The sequence below is a fragment of the Kitasatospora fiedleri genome, assembly GCF_948472415.1.
Taxonomy (GTDB): domain Bacteria; phylum Actinomycetota; class Actinomycetes; order Streptomycetales; family Streptomycetaceae; genus Kitasatospora; species Kitasatospora fiedleri.
The window spans coordinates 954,870-975,941 of sequence record NZ_OX419519.1 but is presented as its reverse complement, the minus strand read 5'-3'; the positions used below and the strand labels follow the sequence as shown (position 1 = coordinate 975,941).

General features: G+C 76.7%; 17 protein-coding genes and 4 pseudogenes. 13 read left to right on the top strand and 8 right to left on the bottom strand.

Going from position 1 to position 21,072, the window contains the following annotated elements; all coding sequences use genetic code 11:
- Positions 1-69 precede the first annotated feature (69 nt).
- The 7 genes and pseudogenes from QMQ26_RS04810 (at position 70) to QMQ26_RS04780 (ending at position 6,163) form a co-directional block, all read left to right on the top strand.
- Positions 70-974 (top strand): annotated as a pseudogene (locus QMQ26_RS04810) (alpha/beta hydrolase).
- A gap of 172 nt (positions 975-1,146) precedes the next feature.
- Positions 1,147-2,004 (top strand): FAD-dependent oxidoreductase, encoded by an 858-nt coding sequence (locus QMQ26_RS04805; RefSeq protein ID WP_282204869.1) that lies wholly within the window; start codon positions 1,147-1,149, stop codon positions 2,002-2,004.
- Entirely contained in the window at positions 1,917-2,486 is a 570-nt protein-coding gene (locus QMQ26_RS04800) for a hypothetical protein (RefSeq protein WP_282204868.1), read from the top strand. Before QMQ26_RS04805 ends, QMQ26_RS04800 begins: the two co-directional genes overlap by 88 nt.
- Positions 2,487-2,632: 146 nt before the next feature.
- Positions 2,633-3,292: a double zinc ribbon domain-containing protein gene (locus tag QMQ26_RS04795; RefSeq protein WP_282204867.1), complete on the top strand. Its 660-nt coding sequence runs from the start codon at positions 2,633-2,635 to the stop codon at positions 3,290-3,292.
- Positions 3,293-3,782: 490 nt separating this feature from the next.
- Complete coding sequence (locus tag QMQ26_RS04790) at positions 3,783-4,412, top strand: helix-turn-helix domain-containing protein (RefSeq protein ID WP_282204866.1); 630 nt, start codon at positions 3,783-3,785, stop codon at positions 4,410-4,412.
- Between the two features lie 94 nt (positions 4,413-4,506).
- Positions 4,507-4,977, top strand: a complete 471-nt coding sequence (locus tag QMQ26_RS04785; protein WP_282204865.1) for a DUF3291 domain-containing protein — start codon at positions 4,507-4,509, stop codon at positions 4,975-4,977.
- Positions 4,978-5,155: 178 nt separating this feature from the next.
- Positions 5,156-6,163 (top strand): NADP-dependent oxidoreductase, encoded by a 1,008-nt coding sequence (locus QMQ26_RS04780; protein ID WP_199846916.1) that lies wholly within the window; start codon positions 5,156-5,158, stop codon positions 6,161-6,163.
- Between the two features lie 33 nt (positions 6,164-6,196).
- On the opposite strand, the gene QMQ26_RS04775 is transcribed toward QMQ26_RS04780, so the two are convergent.
- The 4 genes from QMQ26_RS04775 to QMQ26_RS04760 all read right to left on the bottom strand — a co-directional run bounded on the left by QMQ26_RS04775 (position 6,197) and on the right by QMQ26_RS04760 (position 11,659).
- Positions 6,197-7,714 (bottom strand): hypothetical protein, encoded by a 1,518-nt coding sequence (locus QMQ26_RS04775; protein WP_282204864.1) that lies wholly within the window; start codon positions 7,712-7,714, stop codon positions 6,197-6,199.
- Complete coding sequence (locus QMQ26_RS04770; protein ID WP_282204863.1) at positions 7,699-8,136, bottom strand: hypothetical protein; 438 nt, start codon at positions 8,134-8,136, stop codon at positions 7,699-7,701. The genes QMQ26_RS04775 and QMQ26_RS04770 overlap by 16 nt, the downstream gene beginning before the upstream one ends.
- Positions 8,137-8,193: 57 nt before the next feature.
- On the bottom strand, positions 8,194-10,587 hold the full coding sequence (locus QMQ26_RS04765) for a CRISPR-associated endonuclease Cas3'' (protein WP_282204862.1): 2,394 nt from the start codon (positions 10,585-10,587) through the stop codon (positions 8,194-8,196).
- A gap of 115 nt (positions 10,588-10,702) precedes the next feature.
- A complete protein-coding gene (locus QMQ26_RS04760) occupies positions 10,703-11,659 on the bottom strand; it encodes a serine/threonine dehydratase (RefSeq protein WP_282204861.1) in 957 nt (318 codons plus the stop codon).
- 306 nt (positions 11,660-11,965) lie between these two features.
- Between QMQ26_RS04760 and QMQ26_RS04755 the strand changes: the two are divergent.
- Positions 11,966-13,308, top strand: a pseudogene (locus QMQ26_RS04755) (cryptochrome/photolyase family protein).
- A 230-nt stretch (positions 13,309-13,538) separates the two neighbouring features.
- Positions 13,539-13,958, top strand: coding sequence for an STAS domain-containing protein (locus QMQ26_RS04750; RefSeq protein ID WP_159072992.1), 420 nt, complete (start codon positions 13,539-13,541; stop codon positions 13,956-13,958).
- A gap of 72 nt (positions 13,959-14,030) precedes the next feature.
- On the opposite strand, the gene QMQ26_RS04745 is transcribed toward QMQ26_RS04750, so the two are convergent.
- The 4 genes and pseudogenes from QMQ26_RS04745 to QMQ26_RS04730 form a co-directional block, all read right to left on the bottom strand.
- Complete coding sequence (locus tag QMQ26_RS04745) at positions 14,031-14,348, bottom strand: CAP domain-containing protein (RefSeq protein WP_282204860.1); 318 nt, start codon at positions 14,346-14,348, stop codon at positions 14,031-14,033.
- A gap of 881 nt (positions 14,349-15,229) precedes the next feature.
- Positions 15,230-15,601, bottom strand: a pseudogene (locus tag QMQ26_RS04740) (sigma-70 family RNA polymerase sigma factor); the annotation flags it as partial.
- Positions 15,602-15,963: 362 nt separating this feature from the next.
- A complete protein-coding gene (locus QMQ26_RS04735; protein WP_100835010.1) occupies positions 15,964-16,689 on the bottom strand; it encodes an aggregation-promoting factor C-terminal-like domain-containing protein in 726 nt (241 codons plus the stop codon).
- A 469-nt stretch (positions 16,690-17,158) separates the two neighbouring features.
- Positions 17,159-18,423: pseudogene (locus QMQ26_RS04730) on the bottom strand (SLC13 family permease).
- A 202-nt stretch (positions 18,424-18,625) separates the two neighbouring features.
- Here QMQ26_RS04730 and QMQ26_RS04725 point away from each other — a divergent pair.
- The 4 genes from QMQ26_RS04725 (at position 18,626) to QMQ26_RS04710 (ending at position 21,015) form a co-directional block, all read left to right on the top strand.
- On the top strand, positions 18,626-18,940 hold the full coding sequence (locus tag QMQ26_RS04725) for a hypothetical protein (RefSeq protein WP_282204859.1): 315 nt from the start codon (positions 18,626-18,628) through the stop codon (positions 18,938-18,940).
- 91 nt (positions 18,941-19,031) lie between these two features.
- Complete coding sequence (locus tag QMQ26_RS04720; RefSeq protein ID WP_282204858.1) at positions 19,032-19,709, top strand: LysE family transporter; 678 nt, start codon at positions 19,032-19,034, stop codon at positions 19,707-19,709.
- A 102-nt stretch (positions 19,710-19,811) separates the two neighbouring features.
- Entirely contained in the window at positions 19,812-20,471 is a 660-nt protein-coding gene (locus QMQ26_RS04715; protein WP_282204857.1) for a class I SAM-dependent methyltransferase, read from the top strand.
- Between the two features lie 49 nt (positions 20,472-20,520).
- Positions 20,521-21,015, top strand: coding sequence for a mycothiol transferase (locus QMQ26_RS04710; protein ID WP_100835006.1), 495 nt, complete (start codon positions 20,521-20,523; stop codon positions 21,013-21,015).
- The last annotated feature ends 57 nt before the right edge of the window (positions 21,016-21,072 follow it).

The following is a 21,072-nucleotide window of genomic DNA, read 5'->3' as shown; positions in this document are numbered from 1 at the left end:
GCGGTCGTCGGGCAATGTATATTCCATGGCATATAGTGTGGCGGAAGCTACTTCTGGCAGGAGTGTGCCATGAGCAGGGAACAGCGCGCCGAGATCGACCGGAGGCTGCGGAAGCCGGCCCCCGAGGGGGAGCCGACGGTCGAGCAGATCCGGGCCGGGTTCCGGGAGCTGATGGCCGAGATGATCGTCCCGCACGAGCGCATCCGCACCGCCCCGGCCGAACTCGGCGGCCGTCCCGCCCTGCGGGTCGACCCGGTCGGGGAGGTGCGGGACGGGACGATCCTGTACTTCCACGGCGGGAGCTGGGTGTTCGGCTCGCCCGAGACCGCCCTGTCGCTGACCGGCCACCTGGTCGCCGGCAGCGGCCTGCCCGCGTACTCGCTGGACTACCGGCTCGCCCCGAACACCCCTTCCCGGCCGCCGTCGAGGACACCCTGGCCGCCTACCGCGCCCTGCTGGAGCGCGGCGCGGACCCGGCCCGCACCGTCCTCGCGGGCGACTCCGCGGGCGGCGGCCTCGCCGTCACCACCGCCCTCGCCGCCCGGGACGCCGGACTCCCGCTGCCCGCCGGCATCCTGGCCCTCTCCCCGGGCGCCGACGCCACCCGCACCGGCGCCAGCATGGAGACCAAGGACGGCATCGACCCGATCTTCACCCGCTCCTCCTTCGACCGCACCGGCGCCATGTACCTGGCCGGGGCCGACCCGCGCCACCCCCTGCTCAGCCCGGCCGTGCACGCCGACCTCACCGGCCTGCCCCCGATGCTGATCCAGGTCGGCGCCAACGAGGTGCTGCTGGACGACTCCACCCGGCTGGCCGCCCGGGCGCGCGACGCGGGCGTGGACGTCGTCCTCGACGTCACCGCGGACGTGCCGCACGTCTTCCAGTGCTACGCCGGCGTCCTCGACGAGGCCGACGAGGCGCTGGAGCGGGCCGCCCTGTTCCTGCGCCAGCGCACCGCCGCCGACCGGTGACCGGTGACCGGTGGCGAGTCCTCCCGTTCCTCCCGTGCGCCCCGGACAAGGCGGGCACCTCCGGGCGGAAGCGGTGAAACCGCCCCGCCTGGAGGGGAGTTGACCGTCACGAAAAGGCAGCCGAACCCCGGACCCCGGTGACCGAGCGCGCCGCGTCCCTTACTGTACGGACATGAGTTCTAGGGGGACCGCGGCCGGTGACCGCGGCACGGCAGTGGTGATCGGCGGCGGACTGGCCGGATGCCTGGCGGCCTGGGCGCTGCACGGCGTCGCGGAGCGGGTCGTGGTGGTCGAACGCGACCGCTACCCGGACGGGGTGGACTTCCGCCCCGGCGTCCCGCAGGCCAAGCACGGCCACCTGCTGCTGGAGGCCGGCCAGCGCACCATCGACGAACTGCTGCCCGGCGCCCTCGCCGAACTCCTCGCCGCCGGCGCCACCCGGGTCCCGCTCTCCGGCGGCCTGCGCTGGCTCACCTCGGCCGGCTGGCTCGCCCCCTACGACAGCGACCTGGCCGTCCTCACCTGCAGCCGCCCGCTGATCGACCAGGTCGTGCTGGAGCGGGTCCGCGCCGCGCCCAACGTCGAGTTCCGCACCGGCACCGAGGTGATCGGCCTGCTCGGCGACCGGCACGCCGTCACCGGCGTGCAGGTCAACCGCCGCGGCCGGCACGGCGAGGAGACCGAGGCGATACCTGCCGAGCTGGTCGTCGACGCCGCCGGGCGCGCCACCCGCGCCGCCAAGTGGCTCTCGGTGCTCGGCGCGCCCGCCGTCCCGCGCGACCGGGTCGACGCCGGCGTCTCCTACGCCACCCGGTTCTACCACCGCCCGCCGACGCCCCCGCCGACTCCGCCGTCTACCTGCAGAGCCACGCCCCCGACCAGGGCCGCTTCGGCGTCCTGCTGCCCGTCGAGGGCGAGCGCTGGATCGTCGGCATGGGCGGCATGCGCGGCTTCGAACCCTCCCTCCAGCCCGAGGAGTTCGAGAAGCAGCTCGGCCTGCTCCGCGACCCCGTCATCGCCGGGACGGTGATCGGCGCCAAGCCCACCGGCCCGGCCCGCGGCTTCGTCCCCGGCCCGAGCGTGTGGCGGCACTACGAACGCTCCGCCACCCACGGCTTCCTCGCCCTCGGCGACGCCTCCTGCACCTTCAACCCGGTCTACGGCCAGGGCATGACCGTCGCCGCGCTCGCCGCCCGCGCCCTGCGCGACGCCGTCCACCACCGCGGCGACCTCGGCCACGCCGCCGTCCGGGAGACCCGGGACGCCATCGCCGGCGTCACCAGGAACCCCTGGCAGATGGCGGCCGGCGAGGACGTCCGCTTCGCCGGCACCACCGGCGGCCCCTCCGGCCTCCAGGTCCGCGTCCAACAGCGGATGCTGGACCGGGTGCTGGCCCGCGCCGTCACCGACGCCCGGGTCGCCGGCGCGTTCCACCGGGTCGCCGCGATGGTGGAACCGCCCGCCCTGCTGTTCCGTCCCTCCGTGCTGGGACCGGTCCTGTTCGGCGGCTGACCACACCGACCGACCGCACCGGCCGCCGGACCACACCGGCGGCCGGACCACCGGCCCCGCACCGGCCCCCGCCCCCGGGTGTGGGAGCCTGTGCGACAAATCCAGACGGCACCTGCGGAGCACCTGCAAAGGGTTGGGCGGCGGACATGAGCGAGTTCCAGTTCAGCAACAACTACCGAGACCTCAGCGAGCAGCACGGCACCGGCGCGGGCTTCCAGTTCGAGTTCTCCTGCGCGCGCTGCTACGACACCTGGCGCTCCGAGTTCGAACCCTTCCGCACCGGCCAGGCGGCCGGCTGGATCAACAAGGGCGTCAGCGCCGCCTGGAGCCTGCTCGGCGGCAGCGCCTCCAACGGCCTCACCAACGCCGCCGACGGCCTGGCCGGCGCCAGCTGGGGCAGCGGCCGCGACGCCGCCTTCCAGCGCGCCATCGGCAACGCCCAACAGCACTTCCACCGCTGCGCCCGCTGCACCCACTACGTCTGCGGCCGCTGCTGGAACGCCGCCCAGGGCCTCTGCCTCGGCTGCGCCCCGGACACCGCCGCCGAGGCCGCCGCCGCCCGCCGGCGCGGCCTCAACGACGCCGTCACGCAGAACGCGTACACCCACGGCCAGTCCGGGGCCCCGCAGTTCGACGTCACCACCGACCGCCAACTGGTCTGCCCGCAGTGCCGCGCCGAGACCCACGGCACCCCGTTCTGCCCCGGCTGCGGCTTCCGCCTCGCCCAGCCCCCGCAGTGCGCCTCCTGCCGCGCCGAGGTGCCCGCCGACTCCGCCTTCTGCCCCAGCTGCGGCACCCGCCGCTGACGCTGACGCTGATGCCGCGCCGGGCCCGGAGAGGCCGGGCCCGGCCCGGCGTCAGGTGCCGTGGGTGGGGAGCAGCAGGATGCGTTCGGGTCGTAGCGGTGCCAGGCGGGGGTGCGGTGGCGCCGATCAGGCGGAGGCGGCACCAGGAGGTGCCCTCGGGGGAGTGCCACCAGGCGTTGATGCGGCCGAGGGCCCAGGTACCGGAGTCGTCGAGCAGGACTTCGACGGGCTGGTAGGCGGGGCGGACGTCCGGTTCCGGCGGGGACCAGGCGGGGTCGGTCTGCAGCTGCGGAGGGAGCACTGCGGGCCTCCTTCGAGTCCGGTCGGCGGGGGTGGACGGGTGCGGGGTGCCCGAACGACCCGGCTGGTGGCGGTCGGGAACACTCTACAGAGGTGTAGAAACGAATCGTCGGCAATCCGGGCAGTGTGGCGCAACGGTGCCGCCCCGGTGGCGCGTTCGCGTCGGGCGGGTCGGTCATAGACTCGACGGATGACTGCTGAGGACTCCTCGATCGAGGCGCTGGGCGCCCTCGCCGACCCGGTGCGGCGCGCCCTCTACCGGCACGTGGCCGACGCGGCGGAGGAGGTCGGGCGGGACGCCGCCGCCGCGGCGGCGGGCGTCTCCCGTTCGCTGGCGGCGTTCCACCTGGACAAGCTGGTGGACGCGGGCCTGCTCGCGGTCTCCTACCGGCGGCTGTCCGGACGCGGCGGCCCCGGCGCGGGGCGGCCCGCCAAGGTGTACCGCCGGGCGGAGGCGGAGTTCGCGGTGGCGCTGCCGCCCCGGGAGTACGGCGTGGCCGGACGGCTGCTCGCCGAGGTGGTCGAACGGGCGGGCCTGGACCGCGAGTTGCAGGCGGCGGCCCGCGCGGCGGGATCGGCCGAGCAGCCCCCGGACGTGCTGGCGGCGCTGCGCGAGCGCGGCTACGCGCCGTTCCTGGACGGGGAGGTGGTGCGGCTGCGCAACTGCCCGTTCCACGCGCTGGCGGACGAGTTCCCGGCACTGGTGTGCGGGATGAACCTGGCGCTGCTGGAGGGCCTGGCGGGGGAGGGGTGGACGCCCGCGATGGACCCGTGCGCGGGCGGCTGCTGCGTGTCGCTCTCTAAAAACAATAACCATTGACGCTAGAAGCCGGTCCGGGCCATGCTTGCCGCATGACTGCCCCTCAGACCGCTGCCGCCACCCCGCCACCCCCGCCGCCGCCGCGTCCGCCGTCGTGTCCGTCCGCTCCGGCCACCAGCTGGCCCAGGTCAACGTCGGCCGTACCGTGGCCCCGCTGGACAGCCCCGAACTCGCCGGTTTCATAGCCCAGTTGGCGGAGATCAACGAACTCGCCGAGCGCAGCCCCGGCTTCGTCTGGCGGCTGGTCGACGCCGACGGCGCGGACGCGACGGGCCTGCGCCCCGACCCGGACGACGGCCTGCTACAGATCAACTGCTCGGTCTGGGAGTCGGTCGAGGCGCTGCGCGCGTACGTCTACCGCAGCGACCACCTGCGGGTGCTGGCCCGCCGCCGCGAGTGGTTCCGGCGGCCGACGGAGGCGCACCAGGCGATGTGGTGGGTCCCGGCCGGGCACCGTCCGAGCATGGCCGAGGCGATGGCGCGGATCGCCCTGATCCGCGACCAGGGGCCCGGCCCGGAGGCGTTCACCTTCCGCGAACCGCACCCGGCGCCGGACGCCCGCTGAGCCGCCCGGCGCCGGACCGCCCGCTGCCGACCGCCCGGACGGGTGCGGACGGCCGGTCGGCGTGCCCCTGGTGTTTTGACTAAGCGCTTGCTTAGACTCGGCCGAGCGGGGTCGCCGGCCCGTCCCCCGAGCGCCGGCGGTCCCGCGTCCCGTCCCGCCCCCCTCGCAGGAGAGCGCCATGCCGGCCACCAACCGCCAGATCCGACTCGCCCGCCGCCCCGTCGGCCCGGTCCGCCCGGAGGACTGGACGCTGACCGAGGAGCCGGTCACCGGACCGGCCGAAGGCTGGTTCCTCGGCCGCACCCGCTACCTCTCCCTCGACCCGGCGATGCGCGGCTGGCTGGACGACCGCCCCTCCTACCTGCCGCCCGTCGCGCTCGGCGAGGTGATGCGGGCCGGCTCGATCGTCGAGGTGGTCGAGTCCGCCCACCCCGGCTTCCGGGTCGGCGAGTTCGTCACCGGCACCTTCGGCGTCCAGGAGTACGCGCTGTCCGACGGCCGCGGCGCCCACCGGGTCGACCCGGCGATCGCCCCGCTGCCCACCTACCTCGGCGCGCTCGGCATGCCCGGCATGACCGCCTACTTCGGCCTCCTGGAGGTCGGCGCGCTGCGCGAGGGCGAGACGGTCGTGGTCTCCGGCGCGGCCGGCGCGGTCGGCAGCCTGGTCGGCCAGATCGCCAAGGTGAAGGGCTGCCGGGTGGTCGGCATCGCCGGCGGCGCCGCCAAGTGCGCCTGGCTGACCGGGGAGCTGGGCTTCGACGCGGCCGTCGACTACCAGACCGAGGACGTCCGCAAGGCCCTGCGCACCCACGCCCCCGACGGCATCGACGTCTACTTCGACAACGTCGGCGGCCCCGTCCTGGACGCCGCGCTCACCCGGCTGGCCATGCACGCCCGGGTGGTGATCTGCGGCGCGATCAGCCAGTACAACAACGAGCAGGCCGTCCAGGGCCCCTCCAACTACCTGTCCCTGCTGGTGCGCCGGGCCCGGATGGAGGGCTTCGTCGTCTTCGACCACGCCGCCCGCTACCGGGAGGCCGCCCGGGAGATCGCCGGCTGGATCGCCGACGGCCGCCTCACCACCCGCGAACACCTGGTCCAGGGCGGCGTCGACGCCTTCCCGGAGACCTTCCAGATGCTGTTCCGCGGCGCCAACACCGGCAAGCTGATCCTCGAACTCACCTGATCCGGAACGCCGTCGGCGCAGGCACCGGCCGGGTCAGCCGATCGGGCGCAGCCGGGTGCCGGAGGCGGTGACGGCCTCGACGCCGGTCGGACCGGTGCCCGGGTCGTCGAGAGCCAGGGTCCGGCCGGGCGGCGCGGGCTGGTCCAGCCGGCGGGACGGGGTGGTGACCAGCAGGCGGGAGACCCGGCGGCTGGCGGCGACCAGCAGGTAGGCGGTGCCGTTCGGGGCGCGCCAGCGGTACTGGGCGACGGTGTCCTGCTCGTAGCGGCTGCAGGCCCGGCCGTCCGCGCGGGCCAGCCGCTCGGCCCGGCCGCCGTTCGGGGGCAGCACCGCCGCCGCCGCGCTGCCCGAGCCGTCCCAGCGGTCGGCCCGCAGACAGGCCCAGGCCAACTCCCCGGCGTTCTGAGGGAGCCGCTGGTCGGCGAACTCCCACAGGTTCAACTGCCGTACGCCCGGCCCCGCTTCGGGCACCGCGCAGGCGCCCGCCGCCCACCGGCGCAGCGCCTGCGCGCCGACCGCCTCCCGGGGCGGGCGGGCCGGTGCGGAGCCGTCCGGCGGCGGGGTGTAGGTGAGGTGCGCGGGGGCGAGCCCGCCGAGGTCGGCCAGCAGGAAGGCGTGCTGCTCGGCGACCACCGGGTCCGACCGCAGTTGCAGCACCGGCCCCGGGCAGCCCGGCGCGGCCGTCCCCGGCACCGGGTCGGTCACCCCGTCGGCGAAGGCCAGCGGGCGCTCCGCCTCGTCCGGCCGGTCCAGCCGCCGGGTCGCCGCGGACGCCACCCACGGCGCCAGCAGGTACCGGGCCCCGCGCCCGTCGCGCCGCAGCACCACCGCCGCACCGGCCGTCACGTCGCTGTCCCCGGCCGCCGCCAGCGCCAGCGCCGGGCCGCCGGTCCCGGACGCCGAGCCGGATGCCGGGCCGTCGGGCGCCGGTCCGCTGGGGGCTGATCCGCCGGACGCCGGGCCGTCGGTGTACCGGGCCAGGCTCCGGCCGTCCGTCAGCAGCACCACCGCCGTGCCGTCCAGCCGCCCCGCGTACAGCAGTTGGGGCACGGCCACGGGCGGGCCCGGGGTGCTGCCGGGCTCGGCGGCGGCGGACGGCCCGGCCTGCTGCCAGGCGGTGACCGCGCGGCCGACCAGGGCGGTGTCGTCCACCAGTTCGCCGCGGGCGGGCCAGACGGCGAGGTCCAGCTTCGCGGTCCGCCGCCACAGGTCCGCGGCGCGGCGCTCGGGCGGGACGGCCCGCGCGGCGGGCGGCGGCGCGCTCGACCCGCCGGTGCCGCCACCGGGCGAGCCCAGTACCGGCAGGACCGCGGCGGTCAGTGCCACCGCCACCGCCGCGGCCACCAGGGCCGAGCGGCGTCGGCGGCGCAGCAGGTCGCCCGGCCGCAGGTGCACCGTGCAGGCGTCGTAGCCGGGCGGGAGCTCCGACCAGTCCGCGCCGCCCAGCGAGCGCAGCAGCTCGTCCCCGGCCCGGGCCGCCTCGGCCGGCGCCTCCACCCCGGCCCAGGCCAGCGCCTCGGCGGTCTCGGCCCGGTTCAGGCCGTCCAGCACCCGGAGCGCGAAACCGGCCCGCGCCGGGCGGGCAACTCGGCCAGCCGGACGTCCAGTTCGGCGTCCCCGTCGTCCGGCGGCGTGAACAGCCGCACCCCCCACACCCGGGGGAACACCGCCCCCGGCCAGCGCCGCCGACGCAGCGCCCCGCGCAGCACCCGGGCCCGCACCGCCTCGTACCCCGACTCGTGCCCCGACTCGTGCCCCGACCGGCCCGCGACCTTCCCGCCGAGCACCGGCAGCGCCCGCTGCACCACCGCGTGCGCCGCCACCACCCGGGCGTGCCGCCCCCGGTCGGCGGGCAGCGTCAGGTACGCCATCCCCACCAGGTGCCGGTAGTGCCGCACCAGCAGGGCCTCCGCGGACTCCGGCCGCCCGCCGGAACCGGCCGCCCGGGGCCGTGGCAGTGTCCTGAGATCCATCGGCCCCTCCAAGGCTCGGCACGCGACCGGGGTACGTCGGACGGACCAACGAGTGGATCATCGGATAGTTGCGCGGGGCCCGTCCGGGCAGCCGGGGGCCGTGGGGCCGGGGGTCGCCTGCTCGGCGGGCGGGACCGGGCCGTCGTGCCGGGCGCTGGAGCGCCAGTCGGCGGTGCGGACCAGGGACTCCAGGTGGGCGAGCCGGAACGGCCCCAGGTCGGGGGCGGTGAGCAGGGCGCCGAGCAGCGGCGCCCAGCGGCCGTCCGGGCGGAACGGGGCGGCGGGGTCGAGCACCCGGGCGGGGAAGCGCTCGCCGGTGGGCAGGGCCAGCGGCGGGGTGCGGTCGCCGGGGTGGACGCCGAGCAGCGCGGGGGCCGGTTCACCGCTCTCCGGGCGGACGGTGACCCGCACCCGGCCGTGGTGGGCGGCGGCCAGGTAGGTGACCAGGGACGGGTCGGCGCCGGGGGCGTGCCAGTGCGGGCCGGCCAGCAGCAGGAGCGCGCTCACCAGCTCGTGCCGGAAGAACGGGCGGGACGAAACCCCGGTGTTCCAGGGCGACTTGGACTTGGCGAGCAGCCCCGGCGGCGGGTCGCCCCCGCCGCCGCGCAGCATCGCCTGGAACACGTCGTGGCACTTGCCGAGGTCGTGCAGCCGCCCGGCCAGGGCCACCGCCTCCCGCTGGGCCGCGCTCAGGCCGGGCAGCACGGCGGTGAGGGCGCGGGCCTCCTCCTCGGTCTCGCGCAGGTGCTGCTCCAGCGGGACCCAGGCGGCGCACGCGGTGGCCGGGGGTGTGCGGCCGGTGAAGAGCGGAGGGACGGGGACGCGGCTGCCGGGCGTCCAGCCGGTGCCGGGCAGGTGGCCGCCGCGCGCCGCGTCCAGCAGCAGGAGGGCGCCGGAGCGCAGGTCCGCGGCGGTGGCGGGCCGCCACCGCCCGTCGGCGTCGTCCCGCAGCCAGGCCCCGCCGCCGTCCGCCGCCAGCCGGGCGCGCACCTCGCCCAGCGGGGCCTCGCACTGCTCGGCGCGGCCGGGCCCGGGCTCGTCCGGGGCGGGGCCCTCCGGCGCCAGGGCGCGCCAGGCGACGAAGACCGTCCGCTCCCGGTCGGGCAGCAGCCACCGGCTCACGTCGACCGGGTCGGCGCCGGGCGCGTTGTCGAACAGCGCCACCAGCTCGGGCACGCCCAGTGCGGGGGCCTGCGGCACCTCCGGCTCGACCCGGGCCCGGAACAGGTCCGCGACGGTGACGGCCGCCCCCTCGTGCGCCGCCAGCCAGCGCGCCGCAGCGCCGCCCGCGTCCCCGGACCCGTACCCGTCCCCGTCCTCGGGCCCGTCCTCGTCCTCGTCCTCGGGCCCGCCCGGTGGGACGCACCACAGCAGGTCGCCGCCCTCCGGGTGCTCGCCGTGCCGGTTGCAGCGCCCGGCCCGCTGGACGAGGGCGCTCCACGGGGCGAGTTCGGTCAGCACCGTGCGCGCGGACAGGTCGGACCCGGCGTCCAGCGCCCGCGTCACCACCAGGAAGCCGTCCCGGCCGTCCCCGTCCGCCGACTCCGCCACCGGGTCGTACCGCTCGTCGTGCCGGTGGTCGTACCGCTCGTGGTCCCGCCCGGCCGAGCGCTCCGCCGCGCGCAGGTACGGGTGCAGCAGCACGACCGGCCGGTCCGGGTGCGCGGCGCGCAGCGCGGCGTGGACCGCGCGGGCCCGGGCCGGCGAGTTGAGCGCGGCGACGGTCCGGGTGCCGGGCCGGTGGGCCGCGCCCAGGGCCGCCACCAGGTCGGCCACGTACCGGTCCGGGTCGGGGTCCGGGTGCAGGCGGCGGACCCGCCGGACCCCGGTCGCGGCGGGCCCCGCCGGGGGAGCGGTGCCGTCGCCGACCGCGGACATCCAGGTGCTGCCGGTGGGCGCGGTCGTGCCCAGCGCCTCGCGCAGCGCCTGTAGCCGCTCGCCGGTCGGCAGGCCGGGGCCCAGCAGGTGCGCCTCGTCGAACACCCAGTGCGCGTCGTTGTTGAGCAGCCCGAACGAGACCGGTGCCATCGTCCGGGTGTCGGCGAAGCCGCGCATCAGGGCCCGGCTCAGCAGCACGTCGTGGGTGCCGACCAGGATCGCGGTCCGTTCGGGGTGGCGCCGCCAGGCGCCGTTCTGCGCCTCCGGCCCGGCGAGCAGGTGCAGGTCCACCGCGTCCGCCAGGCCCAGCCGGTGCAGCCACCCGCCGATCCGCCGGTGCGTCCAGTGCGGGAGGCTGCCCTGCGGCAGCGCGTACACCAGCCGCCGCGCGGTCGCCCCCGGCGCGGCCACCGTCCGCCGGTGCAGCCAGGCCAGCACGGCCCCGGCGGTCTTCCCGCCCCCCGACGGCACCCGCACCGCCCGCGGCAGCCCGTCCGCCGCGAGCGCCCGCTGGTACTCGTACGGCCGGTGGCCGGTCGCCGTGCGGAAGAACTCCTCGAACCCCTGCGCCATCCCGTTCCCCTCCGTCGGACCGGCCACCGACTCTAGGGCGCGGCGCGGACGACGGGCCGACAGCGCGGCGCGGACGTACGGGCCGACAGTTCGCCGGTACGGCAAGGGAAAGGGGTCAGACGTCGTCCCGGTCGTCCCCGTCGGCCCCGGCCAGGGTCGTCAGGTCGGTGTTGGCGCCGCACAGCACGACGCACACCCGCTCGTCCTGCGCGGGGCGGTAGCCGGTGCCGAGGGCGGCCAGGGCGGTGGCGGCGGCGTGCTCGACGGCGATCCGGTGCTCCTCCCACAGGTCGCGGCGGGCCCGGACGATCGCCGCGTCCGGGACCAGGACGGTGCGCACGTCCCGGTGGCGGGCGGCGGCCAGCGCGGTGGCGGAGGCGCGGCGGGCGCCCAGCGAGTCGGCGGCGACCGAGTCGACGGGCACGTCCACGGGCGCGTCGGCGGCCAGCGCGGCGTGCAGGGCCCGGCAGTTCTCCGGTTCGACGGCGACGGTGCGCACCCCGTGCGCGCGGGCCGCGGTGGCCACGCCCGCGAACAGGCCGCCGCCGCCGACCGAGACCACCACCGTGTCCAGGCCCGGCACCTGGCGGTGGATCTCCCCGAGCAGGGTGCCCGCCCCGGCCGCCACCAGCGGGTGGTCGTAGGCGTGCGAGGCCAGCGCGCCGCTCGCCGCCGCGAACTCCTCGCAGGCCGCCAGCGCCTCCGCGTACTCGCCGCCCGCCAGCCGGACATCCGCCCCGTAGCCGCGCAGCCGGGCCACCTTCACCGCGGGCGCGTTCACCGGCAGGAACACGGTGGCCCGCACGCCCTGCTGCCGGGCGGCCCACGCGCAGGCCAGGCCCGCGTTGCCGCCCGAGGCGATGGTCACGCCCGCGTCCGGCAGGGTGCCCGCCTCCCGGTGCGCGCGCAGGAAGTTGACCGCGCCGCGGGCCTTGAACGAGCCGGTGTGCTGCATGTGCTCCAACGCCAGCCACACCCCGCCCGGCCCGCCCGGAACCACCCGCACGGGGCGGACCAGGCCCGCGATCCGGTCGGCGGCGGCCTGGACGTCGGCGTGGCTGAGCTGGTGCACGGTACGGCTCCCGGTGGTGTGATCGGCGAGGGGGACGGGCCGACAGTACCGCCGAGGCCCGCCCCGCCCCGCCCCGGCCCCATCCGGTGCGGCGACCGCTCCGAAGACGTACGGGACACCCGTCCCCGCCGCAGAACGCCGCGACCGCACACGCCACAGCGCCAGAACACCACAACACCACAGCGCCAGAACGACCAGACCGCCCAGGCCGTCGGCCCGACCACCGCCCGGCGCGGCCACCGCGCCGCCCGGAACACCGACAGGTCGCCAAGTCGACACCGCGAACCCCGTACGGAAACCAGCACCATGACTCTCGCCATCGTCCTGTTCACTCAGGACCTGCGCCTGCACGACAACCCCGCCCTGCACGCCGCCCGCGCCGGGGCCGACCGGGTGGTGCCGCTGTTCGTCACCGACCCGGCGATCGCCGCCGCCGGCTTCGCCGCCCCCAACCGGGCCGCGTTCCTGGCCGGCTGCCTGGCCGAACTGGACGCCGCCCTGCGCGGGGCCGGCGGCCGACTGCTGGTGCGCGAGGGCGACACCGCCGAACAGGCCGCGCGACTCGCCGCCGAGACCGGCGCGGCGAGCGTCCACGTCGCCGCCGGGGTCAGCGGCTACGCGCACCGCCGCGAACAGCGGTTGCGCGCCGCGCTCGGCGAACGGCTGCGGGTGCACGACGCGTCGCTGACCGCCGTCCCGCCCGGGGCCGTGCGGCCCGCCGGCGCGACCACTACGCCGTCTTCACCCCCTACCACCGGGCCTGGCAGCAGACCCCCCGCCGCGCCCCGCTGCCGGCCCCGTCCGCCCTGCACACCCCCGAGGACCTGCCCGGAGCCCCGCTGCCCACCGCCACCCCCACCGCCGGCAGCCTGCCCGACCCCGGCGAGGCCGCCGCCCGCCGCGCCTGGCAGCACTGGCACACCGACGACTACGCGGCCCTGCACGACGACCTCGCCGCCGACGGCACCTCCCGCCTCTCGCCCTACCTGCACTTCGGCTGCCTGTCCGCCAACGAACTCGCCCACCTCGCCGAACGTCGCGGCGGCCACGGCGCGGACGCCTTCGTCCGGCAGCTCGTCTGGCGCGACTTCCACTACCAGGTGCTCGCCGCCCGCCCCGACGCCGCCCGCGCCGACTACCGCCACCGGCCCGGCCACTGGCACGAGGACCCGGAGGAACTGGCCGCCTGGCGGGAGGGCCGCACCGGCTTCCCGATCATCGACGCCGGGATGCGGCAGCTCGCCGAGACCGGCTGGATGCACAACCGGGCCCGGCTGCTCACCGCCAGCTTCCTCACCAAGTCCCTCCGCCAGGACTGGCGGCCCGGCGCCGCGCACTTCCTGCACCACCTGGTGGACGGCGACCTCGCCAACAACCAGATGAACTGGCAGTGGGTGGCCGGCACCGGCACCGACACCCGCCCCAACCGGGTCCTCAACCCGCTCACCCAGGCCGACCGCTACGACCCGTCCGGCGACTACGTCCGCCGCTGGCTCCCCGAGCTCGCCGACCTCCCCGGCCGCGAGATCCACCGCCCCTGGCAGTCCCCGCGCCGCCCCGCCGGCTACCCGGCCCCCCTGATCGCCCCGGACGCCACCGGACAGCGCATGCGCCAGGTCCTCCAGGAGCGGGAGAACACGCCCGGCTAGTCCTCCCGGCTCTGTACCGGCAGGCCACCCCCGGGGTACCGCCAACCGGAGGAAATCCTGTGCAGATCATCGGGTCGGCCAGCGAATTCGACCGTTCAACGGTCCCTGGCCATGACATTTCGCGGAAATTACTCCGTTCGACCGCCAAATCGTCACCTGGAACAGGGTTGCCGCCGGAGGAAACGGGCAGGGGCCGCATACCCCAAGCGGCACCAGAGAAAGGCAACAGCGTGGCACTGAGCGTGAGCTACGGGGAGCGATACGGCTGGACGGTGGTCCAGGTGGCCGGGGAGGTGGACATCAGCGGAGTCGCTGCCCTCCGCGAACGCCTCCAGCGACTGGTCACCGACGGCTGCCTGCGGATGGTGGTCGACATCAGCCGGGTCGACTTCTGCGACTCCACGGGCTTCGCCGTCCTGGTCGCCACCCGCCGGATGCTGTCCTCCCGCGACGGACAACTGCGGCTGGTCCTGCCCGGACCCGACGTCCACACCCGCAAGATCCTCCAGCTCTTCGGGATCGAGCGGATCTTCGACGTCCACGACTCGGTGGACGAGGCACTCGCCGACCTGCGCGAGACCGTACTGACCGCGGACGCCGCCGACGCCGTCCCCCGCCCGCGGGAAGGGACCCACGCCACCACCGACTGACCGCTCGACCGGGAACGGAGACGGGGGCGGGGGCGGGGGACGGCGGTCTCCGCGCCGTTCGCGGCTCCGGCCTCAGCGCGGCGTGCCGAAGTCCTGCGTCCACCAGGGGCCACCCGTGCCCAGGTGGACCCCCACACCCAGCTCGGTGAACTTGCAGTTCAGGATGTTCGCCCGGTGACCCGGGCTGTTCATCCAGCTCTCCATCACCGCGGCCGCGTCCTTCTGCCCGCGCGCGATGTTCTCGCCCCAGCCGCTCCACGCGTACCCGACGGCGTCGATCCGCTGCTGCGGACCGGCCCCGTCCGGGTTGGTGTGGTCGAAGAAGTTGCGCGCCGCCATGTCCTCGGAGTGCCGCAGCGCCGCCGTCGCCAGCTTCGCGTTGGACCGCACCGGCCCGCAACCCGCCTGCGCGCGCTGCGTGTTGACCAGGTCCACCACCTGCTGCGCCAGATCCGTCGACCGCTTCGCGGCGGAGGCCGCCGCCGGGTTCGCCGACGGTGCGGCCGACCCGGACCCGGGCGCCGCCGGGGCGGACGCCTTGGCGGAGGCCGACGCGGACGGGGACGGGGCGGCGGAGGAGACCGGCGCGCTCGGCGAGGGGAGGCCGAGGCGGACGGGGACCCGGACGGCGCGGCGGACGGCGAGGCGTCCCCGTCGGCCGCCGGGGCGGTGCCCTGCGCCGGGTCCACCAGTGCCGCCACGGACGGCGGCGGCGGCTCGGCCGCGCCCACCGCCGGCGGTGTGTCCGTCCCGCCGACCACCACCAGCAGCCCGGCCACCACCGCCACCGCGGCCACCACCCCGCCGCCCAGCACCACCGGGGCCGGGCCGCGCCGCCGGGCCCGCCGGTGACCGCGCCGCGCCCCCGCCCGGTGCGCACCGCCCGCGGACGGGCCCCGCCGGTGCGCCGCCCGCCCGGCCCGCGGCGCGGACCCGCCGGTGCCGTCGCCGCCACCGTGGGAGGAGGCGGCGGCGAGCTCCTGGGCGAACCGCGCCCCGTCCGGCAGCGGCACCAGCGCCAGGCCCGCCAGCAGCCCCTCCGCCGGGACCAGGCCGCGGCGCTGCTCCCCGCACACCGCGCACTCCCGGGCGTGCCGCCCGATCCGCTTGCGCCACAGCGCGCCCGGCACGCCGTCCCAACCGGCCGTCACCTCGGCCAGCCACGGGCAACCCGGCACCGCGGCCAGCGCCCGCACCACCACCCGGGCCGCCTCCAACTGGCCCTTCATCCGCTGCACCCGCACCGCCGCGTGCTGCGGCGATATCTCCAGCGCCGCCGCCAGCTCCGTCCGCGACAGCTCGCCCGCCGCCTCCAGCCACCACAGCGCCAGCAGTTCGCGGTCCCCGTCGTCCAGCCAGCGGGTCGCCTCCGCGACCTCGCGGCGCTGCTCCGACAGGCCCAGCCGGACGATCGTCAGGCCCACGAAGTCCGCGGCCGGATCGGCCACCGCGGCCGGGTCCGGCACCGCGTCCACCGCGTCCGCGTCCCGGAACCGGCGCCGCACCTGGTTCAGCGCGATCGCCACCAGCCAGCTCCGGAACCCGGCCGGATCGCGCAGCCCGGCCAGGCCGTCCACGGCCCGCAGCATCGTCTCCTGCACCACGTCGTCGGTGTCCGGGTGCCCCGACAGGGCCCGCCCCACCACGTTGTAGACCAGCGGCAGGTGGCCGCCGACCAGCTCCGCCACCGCCTGCCGGTCACCGCACTGCGCCCGCCCGACCAGCGCCGCCGCCCGTCCACTGTCCACAGCCCGGTCCGTCCTCGTGTTCTCGCGTCCTGCCCTCACACCCTGGGAGATCCACCGGCCGGCGGCGGATAACGCAAAACGGGAGGGAACCTTCGGCAGAGGCGAAGCATAGTGAGCCGGGACGCGACTCCCGGGACGCGGGAGGTGAAGGTGACGTGCGGGAACGGTGAGGCCCGCGCGACCACGGGGGTCGCGCGGGCCTCGGGCCGTACGTCGTGCGCCGTGCTCCGCCACCGCGGAGCCGCGGTCGGGGCCGGTCAGTACCAGTGGTGCGACTGCCAGAACGACCAGGCGCCGCAGGGGCTGCCGTAGCGGCTGTTCATGTAGTTGAGGCCCCACTTGATCTGGGTGGCGGGGTTGGTGCGCCAGTCCGCGCCGGCCGAGGCCATCTTGGAGCCCGGCAGCGCCTGGACCAGGCCGTAGGCGCCGGAGGAGGCGTTGCTCGCCGTGTAGTTCCAGCCGCTCTCGCGGGTGACGATCTGGCTGAAGCACTGGAACTGGGTGTCGCTGCCGATGATCCCCCGGGCGATGTCCTGGACCGAACCGGCCGGGACGCTGGCCAGCACGCTGCGCGCGGAATCGCGGTTCGCCTGCTCGGTGGACCGCTTCGCCTCCGCCTCCTCGGCGGCCTTGGCGTCCTTGGCCGCCTTCTCCGCGGCCGCCTTGGCGGCTTCGGCGGCCTTGTCCGCGTCGGCCTTGGCCTGGGCGTCGGCCGCGGCCTTCTGCCGGGCGGCCTCGGCGGCGGCCTTCCGGGCGGCGGTGTCGGCGGACACCTGCTGGGCGTCGGCCTGCCGGCCGATGCCGTCGCTGACGTTCTGGGCCTGCGCACCGGTGGGCGCGTCGGCGAGCAGCGTGGCGCTCGCGACGTCGACCGTCTGGACGGCCTTGCCCTCACTGCCGGCGGCCGCACCCACGACCGCTCCGACGGCGGTCACCGCGGTGGCGGAGGCGACAGCGACGCCCCGGACCGAGATCCGAGTCACATGGTTTCCTTCCGGCGTCGCCCGTCCTGTGACCGCACGGGCGCGTTATCTGCCCCTGGCGCTGGCCTCCGTCGAACACTGGTCACGGGAGACGCGGACTCGGCCGCCGCCCCGGACGGGCCCGGAGCGGCGGGTGGATCGAGCGGCGCACGGCCTCGCGGTCGTTCAAGTCATCGGCCCGCCGACCGGAGTCGGCGGGTGTGCGGGGCCGTGCGCAGGGCCTGACGCCGATTCACCCTGCCTCACCCGGCCGTGTCTACGCAATTCCCCCGGCCGTGGCGGATCTCACACCGCCGATCATCGGAAAACCCGGCGAACGGGAGCTGACACCCGGTCAGTTCGCCCGCCGCCCGGGCGGTGTGCGTGCGGTGTCCGGGCGGCGCCAGGGCGGCGTCAGGGCGGCGTCAGGGCGGCGGCCTGCGGGGCGACCGCCGTCGGACGACCACCGTTGGACGGCCGCCGCCACCGCTCAGAACAGGCGCAGCGAGACCCAGAGGGCCAGGACGGACGCAGCCAGGGTGGTCGGCACGGTGAGCGCGCCCAGCGCGGTGAACAGCCGCGGACCGCCGTCGTCGACCTTCCGCTCCCGGGTGATCCGGCGCCACAGCAGGGTGGCGAGGGAGCCCGCGTACGTCAGGTTCGGGCCGAGGTTCACGCCGAGCAGCACGGCCAGCACCGGGCCGGGACCGGACGGGGCGGCCAGCGGGACCAGCAGCAGCGTCGCCGGGAGGTTGTTGACCAGGTTGGCCAGCACCGCCGCCAGCCCGGCCAGTGCGAACAGCACCGGCAGCGTGTCGCCCGCCGGGACCACCGCCGCCAGCCGGTCGGCCAGCCCGTTGTCCACCACCGCCCGCACCACCACGCCCAGCGCCAGCACGAAGGCCAGGAACGGGACGGCCGCCGCCGACAGGATTCGGCGCGGCGTGCTGCGCCGACCGGCCAGCGCCCGCACCGCCAGCACCAGCGCGCCCGCCGCCGCGGCCCACGCCGGGGAGACGCCGACCGCCGAGGCCAGCGCGAAACCCGCCAGCGTCCCCGCGACCGTCCACAGCGCGAACCGGGGCAGCCGCACCCCGCCCGCCGCCACCGGCCGCTCGGCGGGCACCGCCAGCTCGGCCGCGAACCACCGCCGCAGCACCAGGTACTCCACCCCCACCGCGGCCAGCCACGGCAGCGCCATCAGCGCCGTGAACCGGCCGAACCCCAGACCGCTGGCGGTGAACGCCAGCAGATTGGTCAGGTTGGAGACCGGCAGCAGCAGCGAGGCCGTGTTCGCCAGGTGCCCGCACGCGTACACGTGCACGCGTACACGTGCGGGGGCCGCACCCCCAGCGTCCCCGCCGTGGCGATCACCACCGGGGTCAGCAGCACCACCGTCGCGTCCAGGCTGAGCACCGCCGTGACCACCGCCGCCACCGCGAACACCTGCCCCAGCAGCCGCACCGGCCGCCCGCCCGAAGCCCCCGCCATCCAGCGGCCGCACGCCTCGAACAGCCCCTCGTCGTCGCACAGCTGCGCCAGCACCAGCACCGCCGCCAGGAACCCCACCACCGGCGCCAGCCGCCCCACCTCGGCCCACGCCGCGGCCGGCGACACCGCCCCCACCGCCACCAGCACCCCCGCCGCCGGCACCGCCACCACCGCCTCCGGCCACCCGAACGGCCGTCGGACCGCGCACACCAGCACCGCCGCCAGCAGGACCAACGACAGCACCTCGGCGGACACCGTACTCACCGGACCCGCTCCTCCCTCACACCCGACGCACCGGACCCGGTGGGCCCGACGAACGCCCCATCCAAGCAGCTCCGCCCCCGCCGCCGCCGGACCCGGCACCCCCGGCGACCGGCGCCTTTGCGCGGGCGGGGTCCCGGCGGAAGGCTGGGGGCAGGTAGCAGGCCAGCAGGCCGACAGGCCGACAGGTGCAGAAGGAGGGGACATGTCCGTCCGACCACCTACCCCGAAGATCCGCGCGCAACGGCTGCGCGCGGCAGCGGCCGACGGCTTCTCGCTCGGCTCGACCGCCTCGTTCCTCTCGATCGGTTCGATCGGCTCGTTCCTGTCCGTCGGCTCGGTCGGGTCCTTCCTGTCGATCGGCTCGGTCGGCTCGGCGCTCTCAGTCCTCTCGCTCGGCTCCTGGCGCAGCACCGCCTCCGTGCTGTCCGCCGAATCGACCCTCGCGGTGCTCTCCTACCGCTCGGTCCGGGCCGTCGCCGCGGCCCACCGCCGCCGCGGCGGAACCCGGCACGGCTGACCGGGACCGGCGTCTGGTGCCCGGCGTCCGGTGCCCGGTGCCCGCAGAAAATGCGGTGCGCCGGACGGGGCGCGAGCGCCATCGTGTCGGAATGACACAGACGCTGGTCGCGGGTGCACTGGCCGGGCTCGGAGTGGCGCTGCCGCTCGGCGCGATCGGCGTGCTCCTCCTCCAGGAGGGCCGCCGGGGCTGGGCCCCCGCCGCGGGCGCCGCCACCGCCGTGGCCACCGTCGACGGCGCGTACGCGGCAGCCGCCGTGCTGGCCGGACCACAGGTCGCCACCCTCCTGACCGGACACGAGAGCGCGGTACGGGCCGCCTCCGCCCTCCTGCTCGCCGCGATCGCCGCCCACGGACTGCTCGGCCTACGCCGCTTCGCCACCACCGCTTCGACCGCCCCCGCACGGCCCGCCGCGTCCGTGGGGCCCGCCGGCCCCGCCGGCCCCGCCGAGCCTGCCGAGCCCGCCGAGCCCCGTCAGGCGTCCGTGGTGGCCCGCTCCTTCCTCCGGTTCGCGCTGCTCACGGCCGTCAACCCGACCACCGCCCTCTACTTCACCGCCCTGACCACCGCCCGGGGCAGCACTGCCGGTGACGGCTCCGCCGCGTTCGTCGTCGGCGTCTTCCTGGCCTCCCTGGTCTGGCAGCAGGTGCTCGCCGCAGCCGGGGCACTGGCCGGGGCGCGGCTTGGCCCCCGGGCCCGCCGGCTCACCCACGCCGCCGGGTACGGCCTGGTCGCGGTGTTCGCGGTACGTCTCGCGCTGGCCGGCTGAGACGGCTGAGACGGCGGAGGGGGCGGAGGGGGGCCGAGCCGGCGGAGGGAGCCGAGCCGACCGGGACCGCCGACTGTCACCGGCGGGTGGGACCCTGCCCGGATGGACGAACCTCCGCTCGGCCCGATCGCCGCCTACTGGAACGCCGCCGCCCCCGCGTTCGACCGGGAGCCCGACCACGGCCTGCGCGACGACGTCACCCGGCGGGCCTGGCGGCGGCGCCTCGCGGGGTGGCTGCCCGGTGCGGGGCTCGACGTGCTGGACGTCGGCTGCGGCACCGGTTCGCTCTCCCTGCTCCTCGCCGAGGCCGGGCACCGGGTGACGGGCGTCGACCTCGCCCCCGCGATGGTCGACCGGGCCCGGGCCAAGCTGGCCGCCGCCGGGTTGGACGGGCGCTTCCTGGTCGGTGACGCGAGCCTCCCCCCGACCGGTGACGGCCGGTACGACGCGGTGCTCTCCCGCCACCTGCTCTGGACCCTCCCCGACCCGCACGCCGCCCTCCACGCCTGGACCGACCTGCTGCGCCCGGGCGGCCGCCTGCTGCTGGTCGAGGGCCGCTGGCGCGAGGCCGACACGCCCGTCGAGCCCTACGCCCCGGGTGCCGAGGGCCTGCCCTGGGCGGGCGGCGTCACCGCGTCCGTCCTGGTCGCCGCGCTGCGCCCCCTGGTCCGTGACCTGCGGGTCGAACCCCTCGAAGCCGACCCGGCGCTGTGGGGCGGCCCGGTCCACGACGAGCGCTACGCGGTCCTGGCCCTGGCCTGAGCCCCGTTCCGGGTGCGTGCCGTCGGTGGGACGGGGTACGGTCCGGCCCATGGCCGACACCGAACTGACCACGCTGCTGGGTGTTTTGAACGGCAAGCGCAAGCACGTCCTGGACATCCTGGAGGGCCTGGACGAGGAGGCCCTGCGCCGCCCGGTCCTCCCCTCCGGCTGGAGCTGCCTCGGGCTGGTGCACCACCTCGCCCTGGACGACGAGAAGTTCTGGTTCCGCGCGGTCGCGGCGGGGGACCGGACCGCGATCGACGAGATCCTCGACGCCGGCGACGCCTGGCAGCCCGCCCCGGAGCTGACCGCCGAGGAGGTCTTCGCCCTCTACCGCGGGCAGGCGGCGCTCTCCGACGTCTTCCTCTCCACCGCCTCCCTCGACGCGTCCCCCGCCTGGTGGCCGGACTTCTTCGACGGCTGGCGCTACGACACCCTGCGCGAGGTCGTCCTGCACGTGATCACCGAGACCGCCACCCACGCCGGCCACCTGGACGCCGTCCGCGAACTCCTCGACGGCCGCCAGTACCTGGTCCTCGCCTGACCACTCACCACTGGTTGCCGGTTGCCGGTTGCCGGTTGCCGATTGCCGCCCCGGACC

Excerpts from the sequence above, each read along its gene's own strand:
- QMQ26_RS04805 (WP_282204869.1), top strand. The coding sequence starts at position 1,147 with ATGAGTTCTAGGGGGACCGCGGCCGGTGACCGCGGCACGGCAGTGGTG.
- QMQ26_RS04800 (WP_282204868.1), top strand. The coding sequence starts at position 1,917 with ATGCGCGGCTTCGAACCCTCCCTCCAGCCCGAGGAGTTCGAGAAGCAG.
- QMQ26_RS04795 (WP_282204867.1), top strand. The coding sequence starts at position 2,633 with ATGAGCGAGTTCCAGTTCAGCAACAACTACCGAGACCTCAGCGAGCAG.
- QMQ26_RS04790 (WP_282204866.1), top strand. The coding sequence starts at position 3,783 with ATGACTGCTGAGGACTCCTCGATCGAGGCGCTGGGCGCCCTCGCCGAC.
- QMQ26_RS04780 (WP_199846916.1), top strand. The coding sequence starts at position 5,156 with ATGCCGGCCACCAACCGCCAGATCCGACTCGCCCGCCGCCCCGTCGGC.
- QMQ26_RS04770 (WP_282204863.1), bottom strand. The coding sequence starts at position 8,136 with ATGGATCTCAGGACACTGCCACGGCCCCGGGCGGCCGGTTCCGGCGGG.
- QMQ26_RS04765 (WP_282204862.1), bottom strand. The coding sequence starts at position 10,587 with ATGGCGCAGGGGTTCGAGGAGTTCTTCCGCACGGCGACCGGCCACCGG.
- QMQ26_RS04725 (WP_282204859.1), top strand. The coding sequence starts at position 18,626 with ATGTCCGTCCGACCACCTACCCCGAAGATCCGCGCGCAACGGCTGCGC.
- QMQ26_RS04720 (WP_282204858.1), top strand. The coding sequence starts at position 19,032 with ATGACACAGACGCTGGTCGCGGGTGCACTGGCCGGGCTCGGAGTGGCG.
- QMQ26_RS04715 (WP_282204857.1), top strand. The coding sequence starts at position 19,812 with ATGGACGAACCTCCGCTCGGCCCGATCGCCGCCTACTGGAACGCCGCC.
- QMQ26_RS04710 (WP_100835006.1), top strand. The coding sequence starts at position 20,521 with ATGGCCGACACCGAACTGACCACGCTGCTGGGTGTTTTGAACGGCAAG.